Origin of the sequence: Streptomyces sp. NPDC048392, from assembly GCF_043200575.1 — a bacterium.
In the GTDB taxonomy this organism is placed as follows: domain Bacteria; phylum Actinomycetota; class Actinomycetes; order Streptomycetales; family Streptomycetaceae; genus Streptomyces.
On record NZ_JBICYB010000014.1, the window covers coordinates 19,601 to 36,205 of the forward strand.

Annotated in this window: 18 protein-coding genes; 15 read left to right on the forward strand and 3 right to left on the reverse strand. The window is 70.9% G+C overall.

Annotated features, from left to right (window positions below):
• The first annotated feature begins 11 nt into the window (after window positions 1–11).
• The 12 genes from ACGFYH_RS19935 (at window position 12) to ACGFYH_RS19990 (ending at window position 9,960) form a co-directional block, all read left to right on the forward strand.
• Window positions 12–815 (forward strand): hypothetical protein, encoded by an 804-nt coding sequence (locus tag ACGFYH_RS19935; RefSeq protein WP_393804455.1) that lies wholly within the window; start codon window positions 12–14, stop codon window positions 813–815.
• Between the two features lie 44 nt (window positions 816–859).
• Window positions 860–1,324 (forward strand): single-stranded DNA-binding protein, encoded by a 465-nt coding sequence (locus ACGFYH_RS19940; protein ID WP_393804456.1) that lies wholly within the window; start codon window positions 860–862, stop codon window positions 1,322–1,324.
• 133 nt (window positions 1,325–1,457) lie between these two features.
• On the forward strand, window positions 1,458–2,576 hold the full coding sequence (locus ACGFYH_RS19945; protein WP_393804457.1) for a DNA-processing protein DprA: 1,119 nt from the start codon (window positions 1,458–1,460) through the stop codon (window positions 2,574–2,576).
• A gap of 8 nt (window positions 2,577–2,584) precedes the next feature.
• Window positions 2,585–3,808 carry a hypothetical protein gene (locus ACGFYH_RS19950; protein ID WP_393804458.1) on the forward strand — a complete coding sequence of 408 codons (1,224 nt, stop codon included), beginning with the start codon at window positions 2,585–2,587 and terminating at the stop codon, window positions 3,806–3,808.
• An 84-nt stretch (window positions 3,809–3,892) separates the two neighbouring features.
• Window positions 3,893–4,525: a hypothetical protein gene (locus ACGFYH_RS19955; RefSeq protein WP_393804459.1), complete on the forward strand. Its 633-nt coding sequence runs from the start codon at window positions 3,893–3,895 to the stop codon at window positions 4,523–4,525.
• Complete coding sequence (locus ACGFYH_RS19960) at window positions 4,522–5,040, forward strand: DUF6248 family natural product biosynthesis protein (protein WP_393804460.1); 519 nt, start codon at window positions 4,522–4,524, stop codon at window positions 5,038–5,040. Before ACGFYH_RS19955 ends, ACGFYH_RS19960 begins: the two co-directional genes overlap by 4 nt.
• Window positions 5,037–5,939 (forward strand): hypothetical protein, encoded by a 903-nt coding sequence (locus ACGFYH_RS19965; RefSeq protein ID WP_393804461.1) that lies wholly within the window; start codon window positions 5,037–5,039, stop codon window positions 5,937–5,939. Before ACGFYH_RS19960 ends, ACGFYH_RS19965 begins: the two co-directional genes overlap by 4 nt.
• Before the next feature lie 86 nt (window positions 5,940–6,025).
• The gene (locus ACGFYH_RS19970; RefSeq protein WP_393804462.1) at window positions 6,026–6,475 is read left to right on the forward strand and encodes a hypothetical protein; all 450 of its coding nucleotides are present in this window, start codon (window positions 6,026–6,028) and stop codon (window positions 6,473–6,475) included.
• 24 nt (window positions 6,476–6,499) lie between these two features.
• Window positions 6,500–7,534 carry a phosphoadenosine phosphosulfate reductase gene (locus ACGFYH_RS19975; RefSeq protein ID WP_393804463.1) on the forward strand — a complete coding sequence of 345 codons (1,035 nt, stop codon included), beginning with the start codon at window positions 6,500–6,502 and terminating at the stop codon, window positions 7,532–7,534.
• 43 nt (window positions 7,535–7,577) lie between these two features.
• Entirely contained in the window at window positions 7,578–7,919 is a 342-nt protein-coding gene (locus ACGFYH_RS19980; protein WP_393804464.1) for a hypothetical protein, read from the forward strand.
• Window positions 7,920–8,053: 134 nt separating this feature from the next.
• Complete coding sequence (locus ACGFYH_RS19985) at window positions 8,054–8,770, forward strand: hypothetical protein (RefSeq protein WP_393804465.1); 717 nt, start codon at window positions 8,054–8,056, stop codon at window positions 8,768–8,770.
• Between the two features lie 275 nt (window positions 8,771–9,045).
• Window positions 9,046–9,960, forward strand: a complete 915-nt coding sequence (locus tag ACGFYH_RS19990) for a replication-relaxation family protein (RefSeq protein WP_393804466.1) — start codon at window positions 9,046–9,048, stop codon at window positions 9,958–9,960.
• 355 nt (window positions 9,961–10,315) lie between these two features.
• On the opposite strand, the gene ACGFYH_RS19995 is transcribed toward ACGFYH_RS19990, so the two are convergent.
• The 3 genes from ACGFYH_RS19995 to ACGFYH_RS20005 all read right to left on the reverse strand — a co-directional run bounded on the left by ACGFYH_RS19995 (window position 10,316) and on the right by ACGFYH_RS20005 (window position 13,920).
• A complete protein-coding gene (locus ACGFYH_RS19995; protein ID WP_393804467.1) occupies window positions 10,316–10,951 on the reverse strand; it encodes a hypothetical protein in 636 nt (211 codons plus the stop codon).
• A gap of 78 nt (window positions 10,952–11,029) precedes the next feature.
• Entirely contained in the window at window positions 11,030–12,487 is a 1,458-nt protein-coding gene (locus tag ACGFYH_RS20000) for a hypothetical protein (RefSeq protein ID WP_393804468.1), read from the reverse strand.
• Window positions 12,484–13,920, reverse strand: a complete 1,437-nt coding sequence (locus ACGFYH_RS20005) for a hypothetical protein (protein ID WP_393804469.1) — start codon at window positions 13,918–13,920, stop codon at window positions 12,484–12,486. Before ACGFYH_RS20005 ends, ACGFYH_RS20000 begins: the two co-directional genes overlap by 4 nt.
• A gap of 655 nt (window positions 13,921–14,575) precedes the next feature.
• On the opposite strand from ACGFYH_RS20005, the gene ACGFYH_RS20010 reads away from it, so the two are divergent.
• The 3 genes from ACGFYH_RS20010 to ACGFYH_RS20020 all read left to right on the forward strand — a co-directional run bounded on the left by ACGFYH_RS20010 (window position 14,576) and on the right by ACGFYH_RS20020 (window position 16,580).
• Window positions 14,576–14,797, forward strand: a complete 222-nt coding sequence (locus ACGFYH_RS20010) for a hypothetical protein (RefSeq protein WP_143674033.1) — start codon at window positions 14,576–14,578, stop codon at window positions 14,795–14,797.
• 533 nt (window positions 14,798–15,330) lie between these two features.
• Window positions 15,331–16,251 (forward strand): conjugal transfer protein, encoded by a 921-nt coding sequence (locus ACGFYH_RS20015; protein WP_393804470.1) that lies wholly within the window; start codon window positions 15,331–15,333, stop codon window positions 16,249–16,251.
• The gene (locus tag ACGFYH_RS20020) at window positions 16,248–16,580 is read left to right on the forward strand and encodes a hypothetical protein (RefSeq protein WP_393804471.1); all 333 of its coding nucleotides are present in this window, start codon (window positions 16,248–16,250) and stop codon (window positions 16,578–16,580) included. The genes ACGFYH_RS20015 and ACGFYH_RS20020 overlap by 4 nt, the downstream gene beginning before the upstream one ends.
• The last annotated feature ends 25 nt before the right edge of the window (window positions 16,581–16,605 follow it).

The following is a 16,605-nucleotide window of genomic DNA, read 5'->3' on the forward strand; positions in this document are numbered from 1 at the left end:
AGGAAACCGCCATGCCGATCAACCCGGACCCGGCCACGCCCACAGGCGGGGCCATCATCGACCTGGCCGACCTGATGGACGGCCTCCAGGAGCGCACCGGCGAATGGCCGGGGGCAGACACCGTCGACATCCTCGGAGGGTGGCTGAGCCGCTTCAGCTTCGCCGTCCACGAGAACCTCACCCCGCAGGTGACAGGCCGCGCGTGGGTGCTGCGCCAGTGGGACCGGCACAGCGACGATGTCACGCTCTGGTCCGACGAGGCCTCCGCCCTTGCGTCGCTGGCGCAGCAAGTGCGCAGCACCTGGGACGACGTGGCGGGCGAGGACGGCGTCCCGTTCCGTCCGCCCGCCGACGACCGCAGGGCCGTGGACCTGTTCTACGGGTCGAGGGAGGACATCGAGGGCTACACGCTGTACGACGCGGACATCTCCCGCTGCGTGCTCGCGCCCCGAAATCCCAGCCTCTCGGACGCCGAGGAGTGCGCGGAGGCGAACAGTGCGGCGGTGTTCCACGCGATGCGGGGGCCTGACGATGAGGGCCTGCCCTGCATGGAGATCGCGGGCATCCTCGTGTTCGCCTACCTCGACGCCGACCGCGGGGCCGTACGGGTCTCCGTTCATCTGGACACCACCGACGAGCAGTTGGTCCGGGCCGACAGCACGGTGCCGCTGCTGGTGGAGATCGGGGACGCCACGGTGTTCGACAACCTCACCCCGCCGGCCCCGGCGCAGCCGACCGGGTGGAAGGCACGCTTCCGGCGTCTCACCCGCCGTACCGCACCCTCCGGCGGCGGGAAGTGCCGACAGGGGGGTTGACCATCCCCCGAAAGACACTATTATTTTAAATAGGAGGTGTTCGCATGGCCCCGTCCGTCACGCACGTGACCGGCACCGTCGCCGGTGGCGTGGAAGTCCGCTTCACCCAAGACGGCATCGCCGTCTGCCGGTTCCGCCTCACCGAGACCCCCACGCAGTGGGATGCCACCGCGCAGAAGTGGCGTGACCTGGAGCCGATCCCCTACATCTGCACCGCCTGGCGCGACCTGGCCAGCAACGCCGCCGAATCGCTCGTCGACGGGGTCAACGTCCTGGTCAAAGGACGCATCACCGGGGTCAAGGACGACTCCATCTACCTGAGCATCGACGACCTCGGCATCAGCCTGCGCAGGCGCATCGCCTACACCGAGACCAGCCTGCCCAGCCCGATCGCCGCCCGCCCGGTCACCGCTCCACCGGTCACCGCTCCCCCGGCGCCTCAGCCCGCCACCGGACCGGGCGGCCCACCCGCCTGGTGGGAGCAAAAGCGGTCCGCCAACTGGTCCTAGCCCGGCCACTCCACCGCAGCCGCCGACGGCACTCCCCTTCCCGTCGGCAGCTGATCACTTCCCCCTTCGCCCGCCCCAGCGCGGCACCGGTTCGCCTGCCGGTGCCGCGCCCTGCCCGAAAGGCCGGCCGCCCATGCCCGCACACGCCCTGTCCGAACGAGCCGCACGCGCCGCGCTCGCCGCCCACTTCACTCCAGGCCAACTCGCCGCCGACCTCACCGAGTACACCCCGGCCGAGGTGTGGGACCGGCGCGTCCGCAGCGACGGCAGCGGACTCCTTGCCTCCTACCGGCCATCCGAGGAACTCGCCCAAGCAGAGCTGACCTGCCCGTTCGTCATCCCCTCGGACGAGGAGTGGCCCACCGCCCTCGCCGACCTGGGCCCCGCCGGCCCGCTGGGCCTGTGGGTCCGCGGCCGCGAGCGACTTGCGCGGCTGACCGACAGCGCCGTCGCCGTGACCGGCAACCGGGCCCCCACCGAACAGGCCGTCACCCGCGCGCACGACTTCGCCACCGCCCTCGCCGAAGCCGGCCACACCGTCACCGCCACGCTCGCCTACGGCGTCGACTCCACCGCCCACCAGGCCGCCGCCGAGACAGGCCGGGCGACCCTCGCCGTCCTGCCCCGCGGCCTCGACGGCGCCCACCCCCACGCACACGCCCCGCTGCTGCGCTCCATCCTCGACAACGGCGGCGCGGCCGTCAGCCTCTACCGGCCCGGCACCGCAGCCAGCGGCGCGACGCTGAAGGCCAGCGCCGCCCTGCTGGCCGCGCTCGCCCGGGCGGTGATCCTCGTCGAGGCCCTGGACCACGTCGTGGCGATGCACGCGGCCGAGACCGCGGTCGACCTGCACCGGCCCCTGCTCGCCGCGCCCGCCACCGGCGACGTCCGCTCCAGCGGCAACGCCCGCCTCATCGACAAACAGCTCGCCGTGAACAGCCCGGACCCCCATCTCGCGCTCGCCCTGCCGCACGCGCGCGTGGCCCGCGCCGGAGACGTCGCGGACGGCGACCTGCTCCTGGCCGCGGTCGGGAAGGACGGCGCCGACTACTTCAACACCCCCTACACCGCCCACCCCGAGCCCTTCGACCCGTCGTGCAAATGCGGCGTGTGCTGCCTCATCACGAAGCCCGGCGAGGTGGTGGTGCTGTCCCAAGGCGATCCCTGGGAGTCCTGCGACCCGTGGCCCGCCGACGACCGCCTTCTAATCGTCTCCGCCCAGCGGCTGACCGACCGGCCCCTCGAGGAGTGAGAGCCGCCATGCCCCGTACGACGTACACGCCGTCACTGCCCGGCCTCAGCGCCGCCGACGACGACCTGGACACCATCATCAACTGGGGCGCCGGCGCTGACTCCTCGGCCTACATCGCCAAGATGCTCACCGCCCCGGACGCGCACGGCATCGACCTCGACCGCACCGCCGTCCTCTACATGGCCACCGGCAGCGAGTGGCCCGAAACCCGGCTCCTGGCCGACGAGTTCATGATCCCGCTGCTGCGCGAAAACGGCGTGCGCTTCGTCCAGCTGGCGCGCAACGGGCACCTCCAGGCCGACGGGTTCACGATCCTCGACGACTCCCGCTCCCCCGAGCAGCTCATCGCGCGCGGGCCGTGGACGCTGTGGGACGACCAGGAGTCCGTCGGCACGGTGCCCCAGGTGGCCGGCACCCGCAAATGCTCCCTGTGGGCGAAGGGAGACGTCGGCGACTGGTGGCTCAAGCAGGTCTTCGGCGGCCGGCCGTTCAGGCAGATCATGGGCTTCAACGCCGACGAGGAAGGCCGCCGCCTCGGCGACCAGGTCACCTCGAAGATGCCCGGACGCACCGGGGAGTTCCCGCTCATCGACTGGGGCTGGAACCGGCAGCGGTGCGAGGCCTACCTGCTGGAGCGGTTCGGCGTGCACTGGCCGAAGTCGTACTGCACGTTCTGCTGCTTCTCCGCCTCCATGGGATCGCTGCCCGCCCACATGGAGCGCATGCGCTCCCACCCGGACATCGCCGGCGAGGTGCTGCGCCTGGAGTACACGGCGATGAGCCTCAACCCGAACGCGAAGCTCTACGGCCGCAAGACCCTCCTGGAGATGTTCGACCCGACCCAGCCGCGGGACCGGGCGTGCCTGGAGGCGTTCGAGCGCGAGCTCGACATGCCGTGGGCGCTCTACCACGTGCGCCGGCTGTTCCTCCTGACGGAGGACGGCAGGCGACGCCCGGTGAAGCGCTCCACGGAGCGCGTCGACCTCGGCCGCCCGCACCAGCTCGCCCGGCGCCTGATCTCCATCTCCGAGCGGCACGGCGTCGACGTCGAGCACGACCCGGTATACGGGCGCACCCGGGCCTGGGTCCGGCCCCGCGCCAAGGGCTGGCCGATGGCGGAGGAACTCTTCGCCACCGCCCCCGCCCGCGTGATCGACAAGCAGGACCAGAACTTCGAGCAGCACTGGGACGCCCTCGTCTCGGGCCCCACTGCCCAGCTGCCCCTCCTCTGAGCCGCCCCTCACCGCCACCTCCGGAAGGACTTCCCGTGCGCGCACCCATGCCCTCAGCCCCTGCTCCTCCGCCGCGTCTCCGCCGTGCTGTACCTGGCCACGCCGTCCGGAGCTGACGTACGGGCCGCCATGCAGGCCGGACTCCTGGCCTGCATGACGACCCCGGCCCAGGGCAACGTGATCCCGCCCGGCGCCCTGTACGCGTGCGACAACGGCAAGTTCGGCAAGGGATGGCCCGGCGAGCAGGCCTGGTTCGCGTGGCTGACGGCGACCGTCAACCGCTACGGCCGAGGCCGCTGTCTGTGGGCCGTCGCCCCTGACGTCCCGATGGACGCCGCGGCCACCCTCGCCGAGTCGCTGCCCTGGCTGGAGCCCATCCGCGCCCTGGGCATCCCGGCCGCGTTCGCCGCTCAGGACGGCAGCGAGCACGGCCTCATCCCCCGGGACTCGATCGACGTGCTGTTCCTCGCCGGCGGCACCGAGTGGAAGACCTCACCGGCCGCTCACCGGCTGGCCGTTGAGGCCCGGGAGCGCGGCCTGGCCGTCCACATGGGCCGCGTGAACTCGCGTCGTCGGCTGCGCATCGCGCAGGCCTTCGGCTGTACCAGCTGCGACGGCACCTACCTCGCCTTCGGGCCCGACACCAACCTCCCCCGCCTCCTGGCCTGGATGAACGAACTCCACACCATCCCAACTCTGTTCGGAGACGAATCATGACGACCCGCCTGCGCCATATCGGCGCCGCGATCATGGGCATCCTCGACCCCATTCCCTCCACCGTGCCCTCGCCGATGAGTGAGGAGGAGGGCGCCTGGGTCCGCGCGCACGCCTGGACCGAGGCCCTGCGCAAGATCGACGACGCCTACCCCCGCGGCTTCCACCGCTGGTGCTCCTGCGAGCGCGGCATCTGCCCCGGCTGTGCCTCCGGGCACCACGACCGGTGCGTCAGCGCCCGGGGCCCACGCGTCGACGAGCACGCCGACACCATCACCGACGCCCAAGGGTTCGTCGTCGCCGTGATCCGGTACGGACCGGGCCAGCGGCCCTGCCGGTGGCTCTGCCCCTGCCCTCACCCGGCGGCCATCGAAGAGACCGCCGAGACGGGCAAACCCGAGAAACCCCCTGCCGCCCAGCACGCCGTCCCCGCGCAGCGGCCTGCAGCCGCCCCGGAGGGACAGCTCCCCCTCTTCGCGAGCGGCTCGCAGGAGCACGGGGACGGGGAGGCACCGTGAGGTTCCCGGTCCAGGAGACCCTGCCGTTCGAGGACCTGCCGGAGGTACCGACCGCGTCGCCCTGGTGCCAGCGGTGGCGCGAGGGGAGGCACTCCTGGGCGCATGTCCGCGACGGAGGCTTCGACGCCCGCCGATACACCGTGGACGTCATCCCCGACGAGGAGCCCGCCAAGGGGTTCGTGCTCGCACACCATTACTCCGGCTCGTACCCGGCGGTGACGGTGCAGTTCGGCCTGTACGACGTCGTCGACGGCGAGCGGCGGCTTTGCGGGGTGGCCGTGTTCGGGGTGCCGGTCAGCACCGCCGTCCTCACCAAGCCACTGCCCGAGCTCCGGCCGTACACCGAGTCGTTGGTGTGCTCGCGATTCGTCCTGCTGGATGAGTGCCCGGCGAATTCGGAGTCGTGGTTCCTCGCGAACTGCCTAAAACGCCTGCTCGCCAGTGGTGTACAAGGAGTCGTCTCGTTCGCGGATCCTGTCCCGCGCCGGACCGCTTCGGGAGTGCTGGTCATGCCTGGGCACGTCGGCACGATCTACGCAGCCACGAACGCGGTCTACGCCAGCCGGGCCACCGCCCGGACGGTGAAACTCCTGCCGGACGGCACCGTCTTCCACGACCGCACGGCACAGAAGATCCGCCGCCAGGAGCAGGGCCACCAGTACGCCGAAGCCCAGCTCATCGCGCTCGGAGCTCCGGTTCCGCGGGCCGGGTGCAACCCGGCCGTCTGGCTGCGGGAGGCCCTGGTCGCGGTCGGCGCCCGCAACGTACGGCACCGCGGCGCGCACCGCTACGTATGGCGGCTGGGCCGAAGTCGGCGCGAGCGCGAGCAGATCAAGCTCGGTCTCCCCGCCCAACGGCCCTATCCCAAGCAGCCCGACCCCGAACCGATCGCGGTCTGAGGGCTGTTCAGCCGCGCGGTCCGTGCCGCCCGCCGCGGTCGCCCCTCTCACCGCCCATTGTCCCGTGCTCCCTCAGGAGGAGACCCATGCCCGACCTCTGGAAACCGCCGCCGACCCTCTCAGTGCACCAGCTCGAAGGCTTTCCCGTGATCGGCCACGCGCACGGCCCCAAGGACACCGCCCCCTGGTCGACGCGGCCCGGGAACCGGACCCGATACAGCATCCACGCCGTCGACACCGCCCAGAACAAGTTGCTCGTGTCGATCGGCAGCGTCGTCCTCGGGGGCGGCACCGAGTACCCGCACCCCCAACGAGGCGTCACCGGCTGGGCTTCCCTCGCGTGTTTCGACCTCGTCCTCCTCACTCATCTGCGCACCAGCGGCTCGTACGCCGGACACCAGTGCCACCACCACATTCGTGCCTACCCCGAGGCGCGGCCCTGCTGGCACTGCAAAGCCCGTCCTCCCGAGGCCCGGTGCGCCCACTTCACCGATTCCCAGCCCTACCAGACGGGCCCCGTCAGGGATGCCCGCTAGCCCGCCCAGCAGGAAAGAGGAACCATGTCGCACCCCACCCCCCTGTATGGCGACCCGGTTGCGTTCGCCGCGACCCGGCACCGCATCGTCATCAACCTTTCCGGCGGGAAGGACGGCCCTGTGGCCGGCCTGATCGCGATGGACGCCGCCCGCCAGGCAGGCGTCGCCGACCGCGTCTGGACCGCCCACGCGAGTCTGGGACCGATGGAGTGGCCCGCCGTCACCGTGGACGGAGTGCGCTGGCCGAGTGCCAGCGAACTCGCTGCCCAGCACAGCCAGGCCCTCGGCGTGCCGCCCGAGCGGCATATCGAGATCCGCCGCAGCCGTGAAGTCGACGGTGAACGGGTGCCGTTCGACCTGCTGACCTTCATCGCGGAACGAGGCGACTGGCCCTGGCTCGGCCGGGCCCGCACCTGCACCGGCCCGTGGAAGACGAAGATGGTGTACCAGGCGTTCACCCCCCAGGTCCGCGCACTCAGGAAGGAGACGGACGGCCCCCTGATGTTCGCCAACGTGCTCGGGATGCGGGCCGAGGAGAGCCCGGACCGGCGCAACCGGGAGATGTGGCGCCGTACGACCGACAACTCGGCCCGGGTCGTCGACGAGTGGCTGCCCGCCCACCAGGTGAGCACCGAGGAGGTCTGGGAGCGCACGATCAATGCGGGGCTGCCCTACCACTGGTGCTACGACTCGCATCCCGGTGCCAAGGACCGGCGTGGTTCCAGTCGTTGTTCGTGCTCGGCCTGCACCCTGGCCAACCACCGCGATCTACTGCTGATGGCCGGGCGCCGGCCGCGGCTCGCCGAGCTGTGCGCGCTGGTCGAACGGGTCCGCCAGGTGCCGTTCAACCCGAACATCACCATGGCCGAGCTCATCGCGCTGTCCCGCCGGCGCGATGCCCCGGACCCCGGCATCTTGGTCGAGGAGAACGCGGACTTCGAGCGGATGGAACGCGACGTCCACGCCGCCCTGCGCAAGCCGCCCACATGGGACTCCAAGGCCCGCACCGGGCCGGGCGAGCTCCTGCACAGCGCCGCTGGGTGCGACGGCTGCCACTGACCACCACCCCGCACACCGCCCCTCTGGAGGGATACTTCTCATGATGACGACGACCACCCAGCGCATCCTCGATCTCGCTGCAGCGGCACCGGCCAGCCACGGCGAGGACCTGGTGCTGCTCCTGGCCGAGGCGAACGAGCTGTACCAGCAGGGCCTGCAGGAGCTGCACCGGGAAGTGGCAGCACGTCTCGACGGGCTGGCCATCGCGGACCTGATGTTCGCCGCGGACACCGCCGGCATGCCCTGTGATGCCTCGCAGGGCCGCGACGAGGTGATCCTGCTGCTGGCCCTGGTCGAGTGGGAGATGACGCCGGCCGCCATGGCCTACACGGAGATGGCCGCGGACGCCGCACGCCGGGGTGTCTGCCTGATCCCCGAGGAGTAGGCCGTAAGCCGAGAGCGCGGCAGCCGGGGAAAATCCTTGAGTCGCGGGCTAGACCCCCAACCGAAACTTCTGCCATTATTTGCTTTGTGAGCCGGACTGGCCGGCACACTGCTGACAGGACGGACGGTTCTGCCATGACCTCGCAACGTGAGCCTCGCCTGGCCGACGCTGCCGAGATCGCGGCCGAACAGGGCCTGACACCCGCACGGATCACCGGCCTCTATACCGAGCGCGCGGAGAACGCGGCTGGCGAGACATTCCCCGAGCCTGTCGACAAGCGCGGCCGCGCCCGCCTGTGGGACCACGCGGAGGTCACCGAGTGGTTCGCCCACCGGGCGCTGGCACGGCTCGCTGAACACGCACCTCCCTCCCTCGCCCCGGAGACGTTGCTGAACGCGGCGGACGCCTCGAGGTATCTCGGTTACAAGAACCCCAACCAGGTCACCACCTTCGTGCGCGACCACCGCGGTTACTTCCCCGAACCGGACGTCGTCGAAGAGAAGGGCACGGCGGAGAACCCTTACCGCCGCCAGCTCTGGAAGGTGCAGACCCTGCAGGAGTGGATGGCCAGCCGGCCCGGCCGCGGAAGGCGAGCCGGAGCCAGGGAGGCACCGCCTCTGCCCGACGTTCCCGTCGACGGCGATCCCGACGAACTGCTGGGGGCGAGCCAGGCAGCCGCCTTGCTGGGGTACAAGAGCGTCGGCTCCTTCTCCAGCAGTCTGTCCCAGGGCAACCTTCCGCTGTTGAAAGACACGGACGGGGTTGCCGAGAATGCCGGGCGCCAGAACGGGCGCCGGCGGTGGACGCGCCGGCGCATCCTCGAGCAGGCCGCCCAGCGGTCCAAGCGGTAGTACCCGGTGGTGAGCGGACTTCTGCGCACCACCCCATGAACGCGGCCCCCGGTTTTTGGGAGTTGGTCCCTTGCGGGCCGGGTGTCGCACGATGGCCGGCATGGCGTGGTTCGCCACCACGCCCCGCAGCAGCAGACGCTGCTGCGGACCGGCCATCGCCTGTCTTCTGACCGCCCCGACCATGGCCCCGACCACGACGTTGTTCTTGGGTCGTGACCTTGGTCGGGGTCCCGTGGTCGGGGGTCGGGTCGGGGGCTGAGGGTTGTCTCCCCTCCATGACCCGTTCCACTTCAGATGTCGCGGCCGCCGAGCTGGCCCCCAGTCCTCGTGAACCGTTGCGCTTGCAGGTCCTGACCGCGCTCGCCCTGCACCGGATGGCCACGACCGGCCAACTGCGCCAGATGCTGCGGCCGGACGGCTCCCGCCAGTTGCTCTCTCGGGTGCTGAACAAGCTGCGCTCCACGGGCTTCGTCGACCTCACCCCGTTGCCGGACTCGGACCGCTCTCGTACGCACGCCTGGTACCTCACGCCGGAGGGCTCGCGTCTGACCCGCGATCTCCCCATCCTGCGGGGGCGTCCGCCGTACCCCATCACCTCAACTACCGCGGCGTCGCTGAAGACTCCGCACACGCTGACCGTCACACGGTCCCACCTGCCGTTTGCGGCAGACGCCCGCCGGCTCGGGCACGAGCACGGTCCGTGGGACTGGACTCCCGAGGTATCTCACCCCATCGGTGAGGGCGAGCGGCTCGTGGCCGACGCCGTCATGCACTACACCGTCGTTGCCGGCGACCACCGGCGGAAGCTGCGCGCGTTCGTGGAGGTCGATCGCAGCACCATGAGCAGCGAGCGCCTGGCCGTGAAGTTGATCGAGTACGCCAGATTGTTCCAGTACGAGGCCCAGCCCGTCGGCCGCCGCCGCCCCGTCTCCACCGGCCCGGCCTGGCTCCGCTGGTATCCGGTCTTCCCCCGCCTGCTTTTCGTGCTCACCGGCGCCTCCCGGGCCCGGCTGGGCGACCGAATCAGCGATCTGCAGGCGATGGTCACCCAGCACCCGCTCGTCGCAGCCCTCGCCCGCGAGGTTCAGCTCGGAGCCGTCGTCCTGGAGGACATCGAAGAGCACGGTCCGTCTGGGTCGGTGTGGGTGCCGCTTACTGGGGGCGAGCCCCGCCCGTGGACCGATCTGTGATCATCCCAACGGGGCGGACTTCGAATAGATGAGCGCGTTGCGGATCGTCACCAAGAGCTGGTTGCATGAGTTTGTCTGGCTGTGCGCAGCGGCCAGTTTCGCTCTCCGGGTCTCGGCTTGGAGGGAACGAACAACACTTCTGCGTGGCGAGGACTTCCCGGGCCCTGACCGATGGCGCCGTCGGCTTGTTGCCCGGGAAGTCCTGTTGCCTCTTCAAAGCGATGGTGCTCGCACAGCTACTGAGCCTGGCCGGTGCCCGCATGGCTCGCCAGGCGCTCTGCCAAGGCGGTAGACGAGAACAACAGGTCGGCGCCCCAGACTCCGGTCTGGGGCGCCGCGCTGTTGGGCGGATCTGCTACGCCTTGAGTGGCGGGCCGCTGAAGGGGCCGGCCGACTCGTCGGCCTCGTCCACGCGTTGGCGAAGGCTGCCGAGCGGGGCGTCTACGCCTGTCCCAGCATCAGCGCGGGTGGCGTCCTCGGCACGGCGAACGGCGTGGTGCAGGTAGCGCACGGCCGTCCGGCCGCGTCCGGAGGCGAGGGCGTTCTGAGCCTCGTCGAGCCAGATCTGCGCGCTGTGCGCATCATCGGCCGTGGAACCGCCGAGCCAGATGCGCAGCGGTTGTGCGTCCTGGAGTAGTTCTTCGGCCATCGGCCGGAGCTTCACCTCTGCGCGCGCCGCGCGGACTGATTCCACTGCCGTTGCGGTGATGAGGAGAGCCGCGATGGCGGCACCGATCCGCAAGTACCAGGGAGAGGAGTCGCTGCCCATACCCAGGTCGGCCCGCGCCCTGCGGGACAACTCGGGCAGGGTGAGAGCACCGAGCAGCAGGATCGGCCAGGCGATGGCGAGTCCGCGAAGGTGACGGTCCCAGACCTCCTGTTCGGGTCGCGCGCCGAAGCACCTCGGGATCAACAATTGCGAGACGCTGAACACGGGCAGGGCGACGAGCACGACCGTGAGAGATGCCTCGGGTCCTGTGGTGGGGAACATGGTCTGCGTCTCCTTGAGGGTGCCGGTGGCGCGGGACGGCGCCGGCCAGCGTACGGGCCGTGTTTCGTCGGTAGCGCCTCACTTCAGGCGGGAGAGCGGGGGCAGCAGGCCATCACCCGGCCAGAAGTCCTGCTCGGCTATGAGGACGGCGAGGAACCTGTCGACCTCGGCCAGAACCGCGGCACGGTCCTTCGGTCCGTAGGCGATGAGCTCGTCGGCTGCGGCGTCGAAGGCGCGCACGTGGCTGTGCGGGCTGGCGATGATGAGGGCGCGCGCGATCTCGGGGAGGCCGAGGCTGAGGGCGTCGCACTCCCTGGCGTGGACGAGCTGCACGAGGTCGGTGGTGACCTTCTCCCAGTCGCCGACCGCCGGCCAGTCGGCGCCGCCGTCCAGTTCGTGGGTGAGGGTGGAGAGCGGGATGATCTCGCCCGGCTTGCGTCCCTGCGTGAGGCGGTCGTGAATCCGGGCGCCGTCGGGCTGTTGCACCTGGGGGTGCAGCAGGGAGGCCGCGGCGACCAGGGTGGTGTTGATCTCCTGGGCGCCATCGCCGGGGTAGTACGGCTCGTGCGCGAAGAGCAGATAGACGTCTGTGGTGCGGACTGCGTCGTCGGGCTGGGACGGAGTCATGGGTCGGTATCCCTTCAGCGGTGACGTGTCGGTGTTGGGCGAGGGTGTTGGCCGTGCCGCAGGTTCGAAGCCGTGCGGGAGCGGGCCCAACGGGCCTTCGCCGCCACGGGGCTGGCCGGCCTCGCTGGAAGGCGGCTCGGCACGGGTGCGCTCCACGGTCTGGGCGACTTGGTCGGCGAGCTGGACCATCAGCCGTTCCCGGTCGATGAGGCGGGGCGAGGCCGAGCGGGTGTCCTCGTTCTGGAGCAGGTCGGCGGCGTCCCACAGGAGGTTCTGGCCGATCTCGGCCGAGCGGCGCAGTTCGTAGCGGTCGCTGTCGGCGGCGGCCTGGACGATGTTGGTGTGCAGGGCGGCGAGCCGCTGGAGGTACTGGCAGGCGGCGTCTCCTTCGACGATGCGGACGTGCTCACGGGCCCGGTCGTCGAGCCGGTCGGGCAGGGCTTCGGCGAGAAGCGGGGCGAGCAGCATCGCCGGCAGGACGACGTCGGTGGGAACGCCGTGGCTGAGGGCGGACAGGGCTGCGAAGAGGCTGATGATCCCCACGAGGACCGTGGAGAACCGCAGGGATGCGGGGCTCGTGGCGGTCAGCGCGATGCGGTGCGCGGGGTGCCGGGTCAGCCAGCGCAGGGCCAGCCGCTGTTTCAGCGTCGCGTCCGGGGTGAGCACGCCGATCTGTCGGGGGAGGTCGGGCAGGGTGCCGTCGCCGGGCACGGTCCAGGTCAGCCATCCCCACCCGGTGCGCTCGTGCACGAGCGGGGGCTCGCACGTGCCGGTGCACGTGGTGTCGCTGCAGACGTGGCCGGTCAGCAGGGCGCGGGATTGTTCTTCCTCCCACCGTCGCGGATCGCGGGCGAAGGGCCGGAGAGGCTGCTGGGGTGCGGTCCGGGGGGTGTGGAGCGTGTCCGTCATGAGGTGCTCGCTTCCAGAAAGTCGGTCACGGTCAGGGCGGAGGTGCAGGTGGCGCAGCGGCCGTCGCCGTCGGGGTGAGCGCGACGGGGAGTCGGTCCGGGGCAGGTGTGGCACAGCGGCCAGTCGAGGCAGGCCGGGCAGAGGTCTTCACCGGGGGCGGTGCCGGGCCGGCCGCAGCCCGCGCATTCGACGAGCGCCCGGTAGGTGAGCGCCTGGTCGACCGTGCGGGCGGCGGCGGACGACGACGTGGTGGAGGGCTGTGTCGTCCACGAGGCCTCGCCTGGGTCGGCGTCGTCGAAGCGGGCAGCGGGAGGCGGGTAGAGCTGCGCGGAGCGCAGTCGGGCGGCGACGATCGCGTCGACAGAGGTGCGGATCTGGCTCGGCAGCGGGCGGCTGGTGATGACGTGGCGCAGCTGCTCGGAGTTCCAGCCGGCGTCGAGCATCGCGGTCATGACCCGGCCCTGGTCGTACAAGGCCTTCTCCTGCAGGAGCAGTTCGGGGTGGGCCGACCCGATCGACAGCAGCAGCCGGGTGCCCGGATCGAGGTCCTGCGGCACCGGCGTGTCCGTCCGCTGCGGAGGCACAGCCGGGCGGCCGCTCGTGCGAGCGTCGCGGGCGCACAGAGGGACGGAACTGGTCTTCTGCTTGTTGGTCTTCTTACTGATGGTCTTCTTTGTGGGGCGGTCAGCCAACGTAGGGTTATCCAGTCCTGGATTTCCCGACTCTGGTTGCGACCTGGTGTTTTGTAGGGCAGGCAGGTCGGTGATGAAGTACGTGGCCGAGCCGAGGGTGCCGTCGGGATTACGGTCGCGGTCCCGCTGCAGGAATCCGTGCCGCTCGAGCTCCTCCAGCCCGGTCGTCACCGCGTCCACGCCCTCGCGACCCCGCCGGGCCAGGTCCGCGACCGTCATGTGCCAGCCCTCGCGATGGGTGCTGATCAGTCCGAACAAACCCTTCGACTTGAAGGACATGCGGTTGTCGCGGAACAGGCCGTTGGCGATCTGCGTGAACTGGTCGCCGGCCATCACGCCGCGGCGGATGCCCATGCCGTAATCGCCCCGGCCATCCGCGGGTGCCGACGGCGCGTGGAGCGCTGTGGCGGCGTCCGCCATGAGGGCGTCGACGAAGGTGGGGTGGTCGGTGATGGAGTAGACGGCCTCGCCGAGCGTGCCGTTCGTGCGGCGCAGGCGTTCGCGGATCAGGTAGCCGTGGGTCTCCAGTTCCTTCAGCCCGGTGCGCACCGCGTCCCGTCCGTCAGGTCCGGAGCGGACGAGGCCGGCGACGGTCACCTGCCATCCGTTCTGGTGGGTGCTGATGTAGCCGAAGATGCCTTTCGCCTTGAAGGTGACGCGGTTGTCGCGGAACAGGCCGTTGGCGATCTGGGTGAACTGGTCGCCGGCCATCAGGCCGCGACGGATCCGTGCTCCGGTCATCGCGCGTCCGCAAGTGCGCTGTGTGCGCGGCAGCCGGGGCATCCGGCACCGCTCGCGGAAGCGAGACGGCCGGTGCCTGCGGTCGTGGGGACGTGCGTGAGATCCATGCAGGCAGCTCACCCGCCGACGCCGACCAGGGCGGCGGCCACAACCCCCGACCACCGATCACGATCCGGCAACATGCGCGCTGGGCTGCCGTGGTCGGGGGCGTGGTCGGGCCCGACCACGCCCCCGATGCCTGCGGACAGGCAGGGTTAGGTGATCGTGTACGGCCGGGGGTGGCCCCTTCCGCTCGTACTCCAGGGCCTCTTGTGGGGCACGGCCCCGAGCCGGTGCACCGCCGCATCGTCTACCAGATGAAGAGATGTGGCCCGCTCTTGAATGAGGGTCTCGGGTCTGATCTCTTAAGCCCCAACGCGAGCCCCTGCCACGCCGGCAGGGGCTTTTGCGTGCCCGGCCATCGAGGCACCGAGCGGCGTCTCCGGAACCGACGGGTGCCGACACGGCCGGGTGGGTCGAGGGCTCGCGCCCCAACCTCGCGTTCGTCGATACGCCGAGTTGCGGCGCTAACCCCTGAGTTCTCCATCGTCCTCATCGCCGTCCCGGTCCGGTACGGCGAACCTCTCCGATCCGATCCAGCTCTTGGAGGAGCAAAGTGAGTAACGAGCAGGGCACCCCCAGCCCGGATCCGTCCGGCACGGAGGCAGATGTGCGTCCGGCGCAGCCCGTCACGGAGGCCGGGGACAAGGCCGCGGATCGGAAGGACTTCGCGAAGAAGGCCGGCCTGGCTGCGATCGGCGGAGCGTTCTCCGGGACCTTCCGTGTGGTGGCTGCCGCGGTCCGCGACGCCATCCTCGGAGATTCCGGCACGGATTGAGGCCGCCCGCTTCGGCGGCCCGGCTGCCGATTTGCGTCCCTCGGCCCGCGTTGAACGACGCTCCGTTCCGGCTGCGCAATCGGTGCGCACTGCCGACTGCGCAGCCGCGTGCGGGCCGTTGCGCAGACGTTGCGCACCGGGTCGCGGATCGTGCGCAATCGGCGTGCGCGTGTGAGTGCGCAGCCTCCGTCCGGGTGCTCGGGAGCCACCTGCGCATCCGCCTGCCGCTGCGCAGTCCCCCGGCGCGGGAGTCCGGGGGCTGCGCGCCCGCGGGCTTCACCCCGCGTTGCGCACTGGGCGCCGCCCGCCCCGATCGCCGTGTGATCCGGCGTATCGGAGCGGGACTCCGCGGGGGTGCGAAATGTCGTGGTCGGGTCTGTGGTCGGGGCGACCATGGCGCAGACCACGGGTTTGTGTCCCCTTCGTGATCGTGGTCGGGCCTTCGTGGTCGGTGGTCGGGTCGGGGTCGACGGGTTGCCTCGGGTCAGAAGCAACAACTCGCTCTGACCTGGGAGTTTGGAATGTCTCCTGCCATGCAGGCAGCAGAGGAGCACGCTGCTCCTCCGACCGCTGCGGGGGCTCGGCTGCAGCAGATGCGGCGCCGGGTCCGCCTGGGCCGCCTGGGCGTGTGGGCTGCGGTGTCGGCCGGCCCCCTCGCGCTGGCCGTCGCCGTGGCCACGCCCGCGACCGTGGGCCGTGCCGCCCCCGCGACGAAGCCGACCACCGTGAAGACGACCGTGTCGGCCAACCCGTCCGGGTACGCCACGGTGTTCCTCGGCGCGTGGCTGCGCAGCCGCGCAGGCGCCGAGAGCACTGCGCAGGCCCGGCTTGCGCAGTCGATGGCCCCGGATGTCGATCTTCCCGGGACGGCGGATGCGCAGCCCGAGCCGGACTCGGTCGTGGCGGTGCGCAGTGCGCAGCAGACCGGCACGGCGTGGTCGGTGACGGTGGCTGCGCAGTACGCCGACGGCTCGGTGCGCTACTTCGCGGTGCCGGTTGCCGCCGACTCAAGCGGCGCCTCGTTCACCGTGTCCGGTGCCCCCGGGGTGGTGGCCGGCCCGGCCCGTACCAAGGGGGTTCAGTCGCCGTACACGGTGACGGTCCCGACGGACAGCGATGTGTCGTCCACGGCTGGGGAGTTCCTGGCCGCGTATCTGGCGGGAGCCGGTGAGGTCGACCGCTACCTCGCGCCCGGCGTGAGTCTGTCGCCCGTCTCCCCCGCCCCGTACCAGACGGTCACCGTCCAGCAGATGCTGGCCGCCGACCAGGAGGCGGCCGCCGAGTCCGTCCCGGCGGACGGAACCCGGGTGCGGGTGATGGCCGAGGTCGAGGCCCGCGACAGTGCGGGGCGGTGGCCGCTGGCGTACGAGCTGACGCTCAAGGCCCGCTCGGGCCGCTGGGAGGTCACCGGGCTGGAGTCCGGCACCGCGCAGGCGGGGGGTGCTCGGTCATGACTGGTGTGCTGCTCGCCGGAAAGCTCGACGACCTTGGCAACTCGTGGATCAACATGTTCGAGACCTGGGCGACCAAGGGCCTGCAGGCCGGTCTGCTCGTGCTCGTCGTCGTCATCATGATCCAAAAATTCTCGTTGAAGGCCGGGATCGGTGCGCTGATCCTGATGGTGATCGCGCTCGGCCTGTACAACTCGCGCAACAGCCTTGCCGACATGTTCGAGGACGAGGTCAAGAACCCGTCGAAGTCGGCGCCCGCTGTTCCCGGCATCGTGCAGGGTGAGCCTCCGGCCGCCCGTGAGCACTCCGCAGGCGTCGGGGGTTGGCTGTGAGCGCCTCCACCACCGCCTCCGTGCG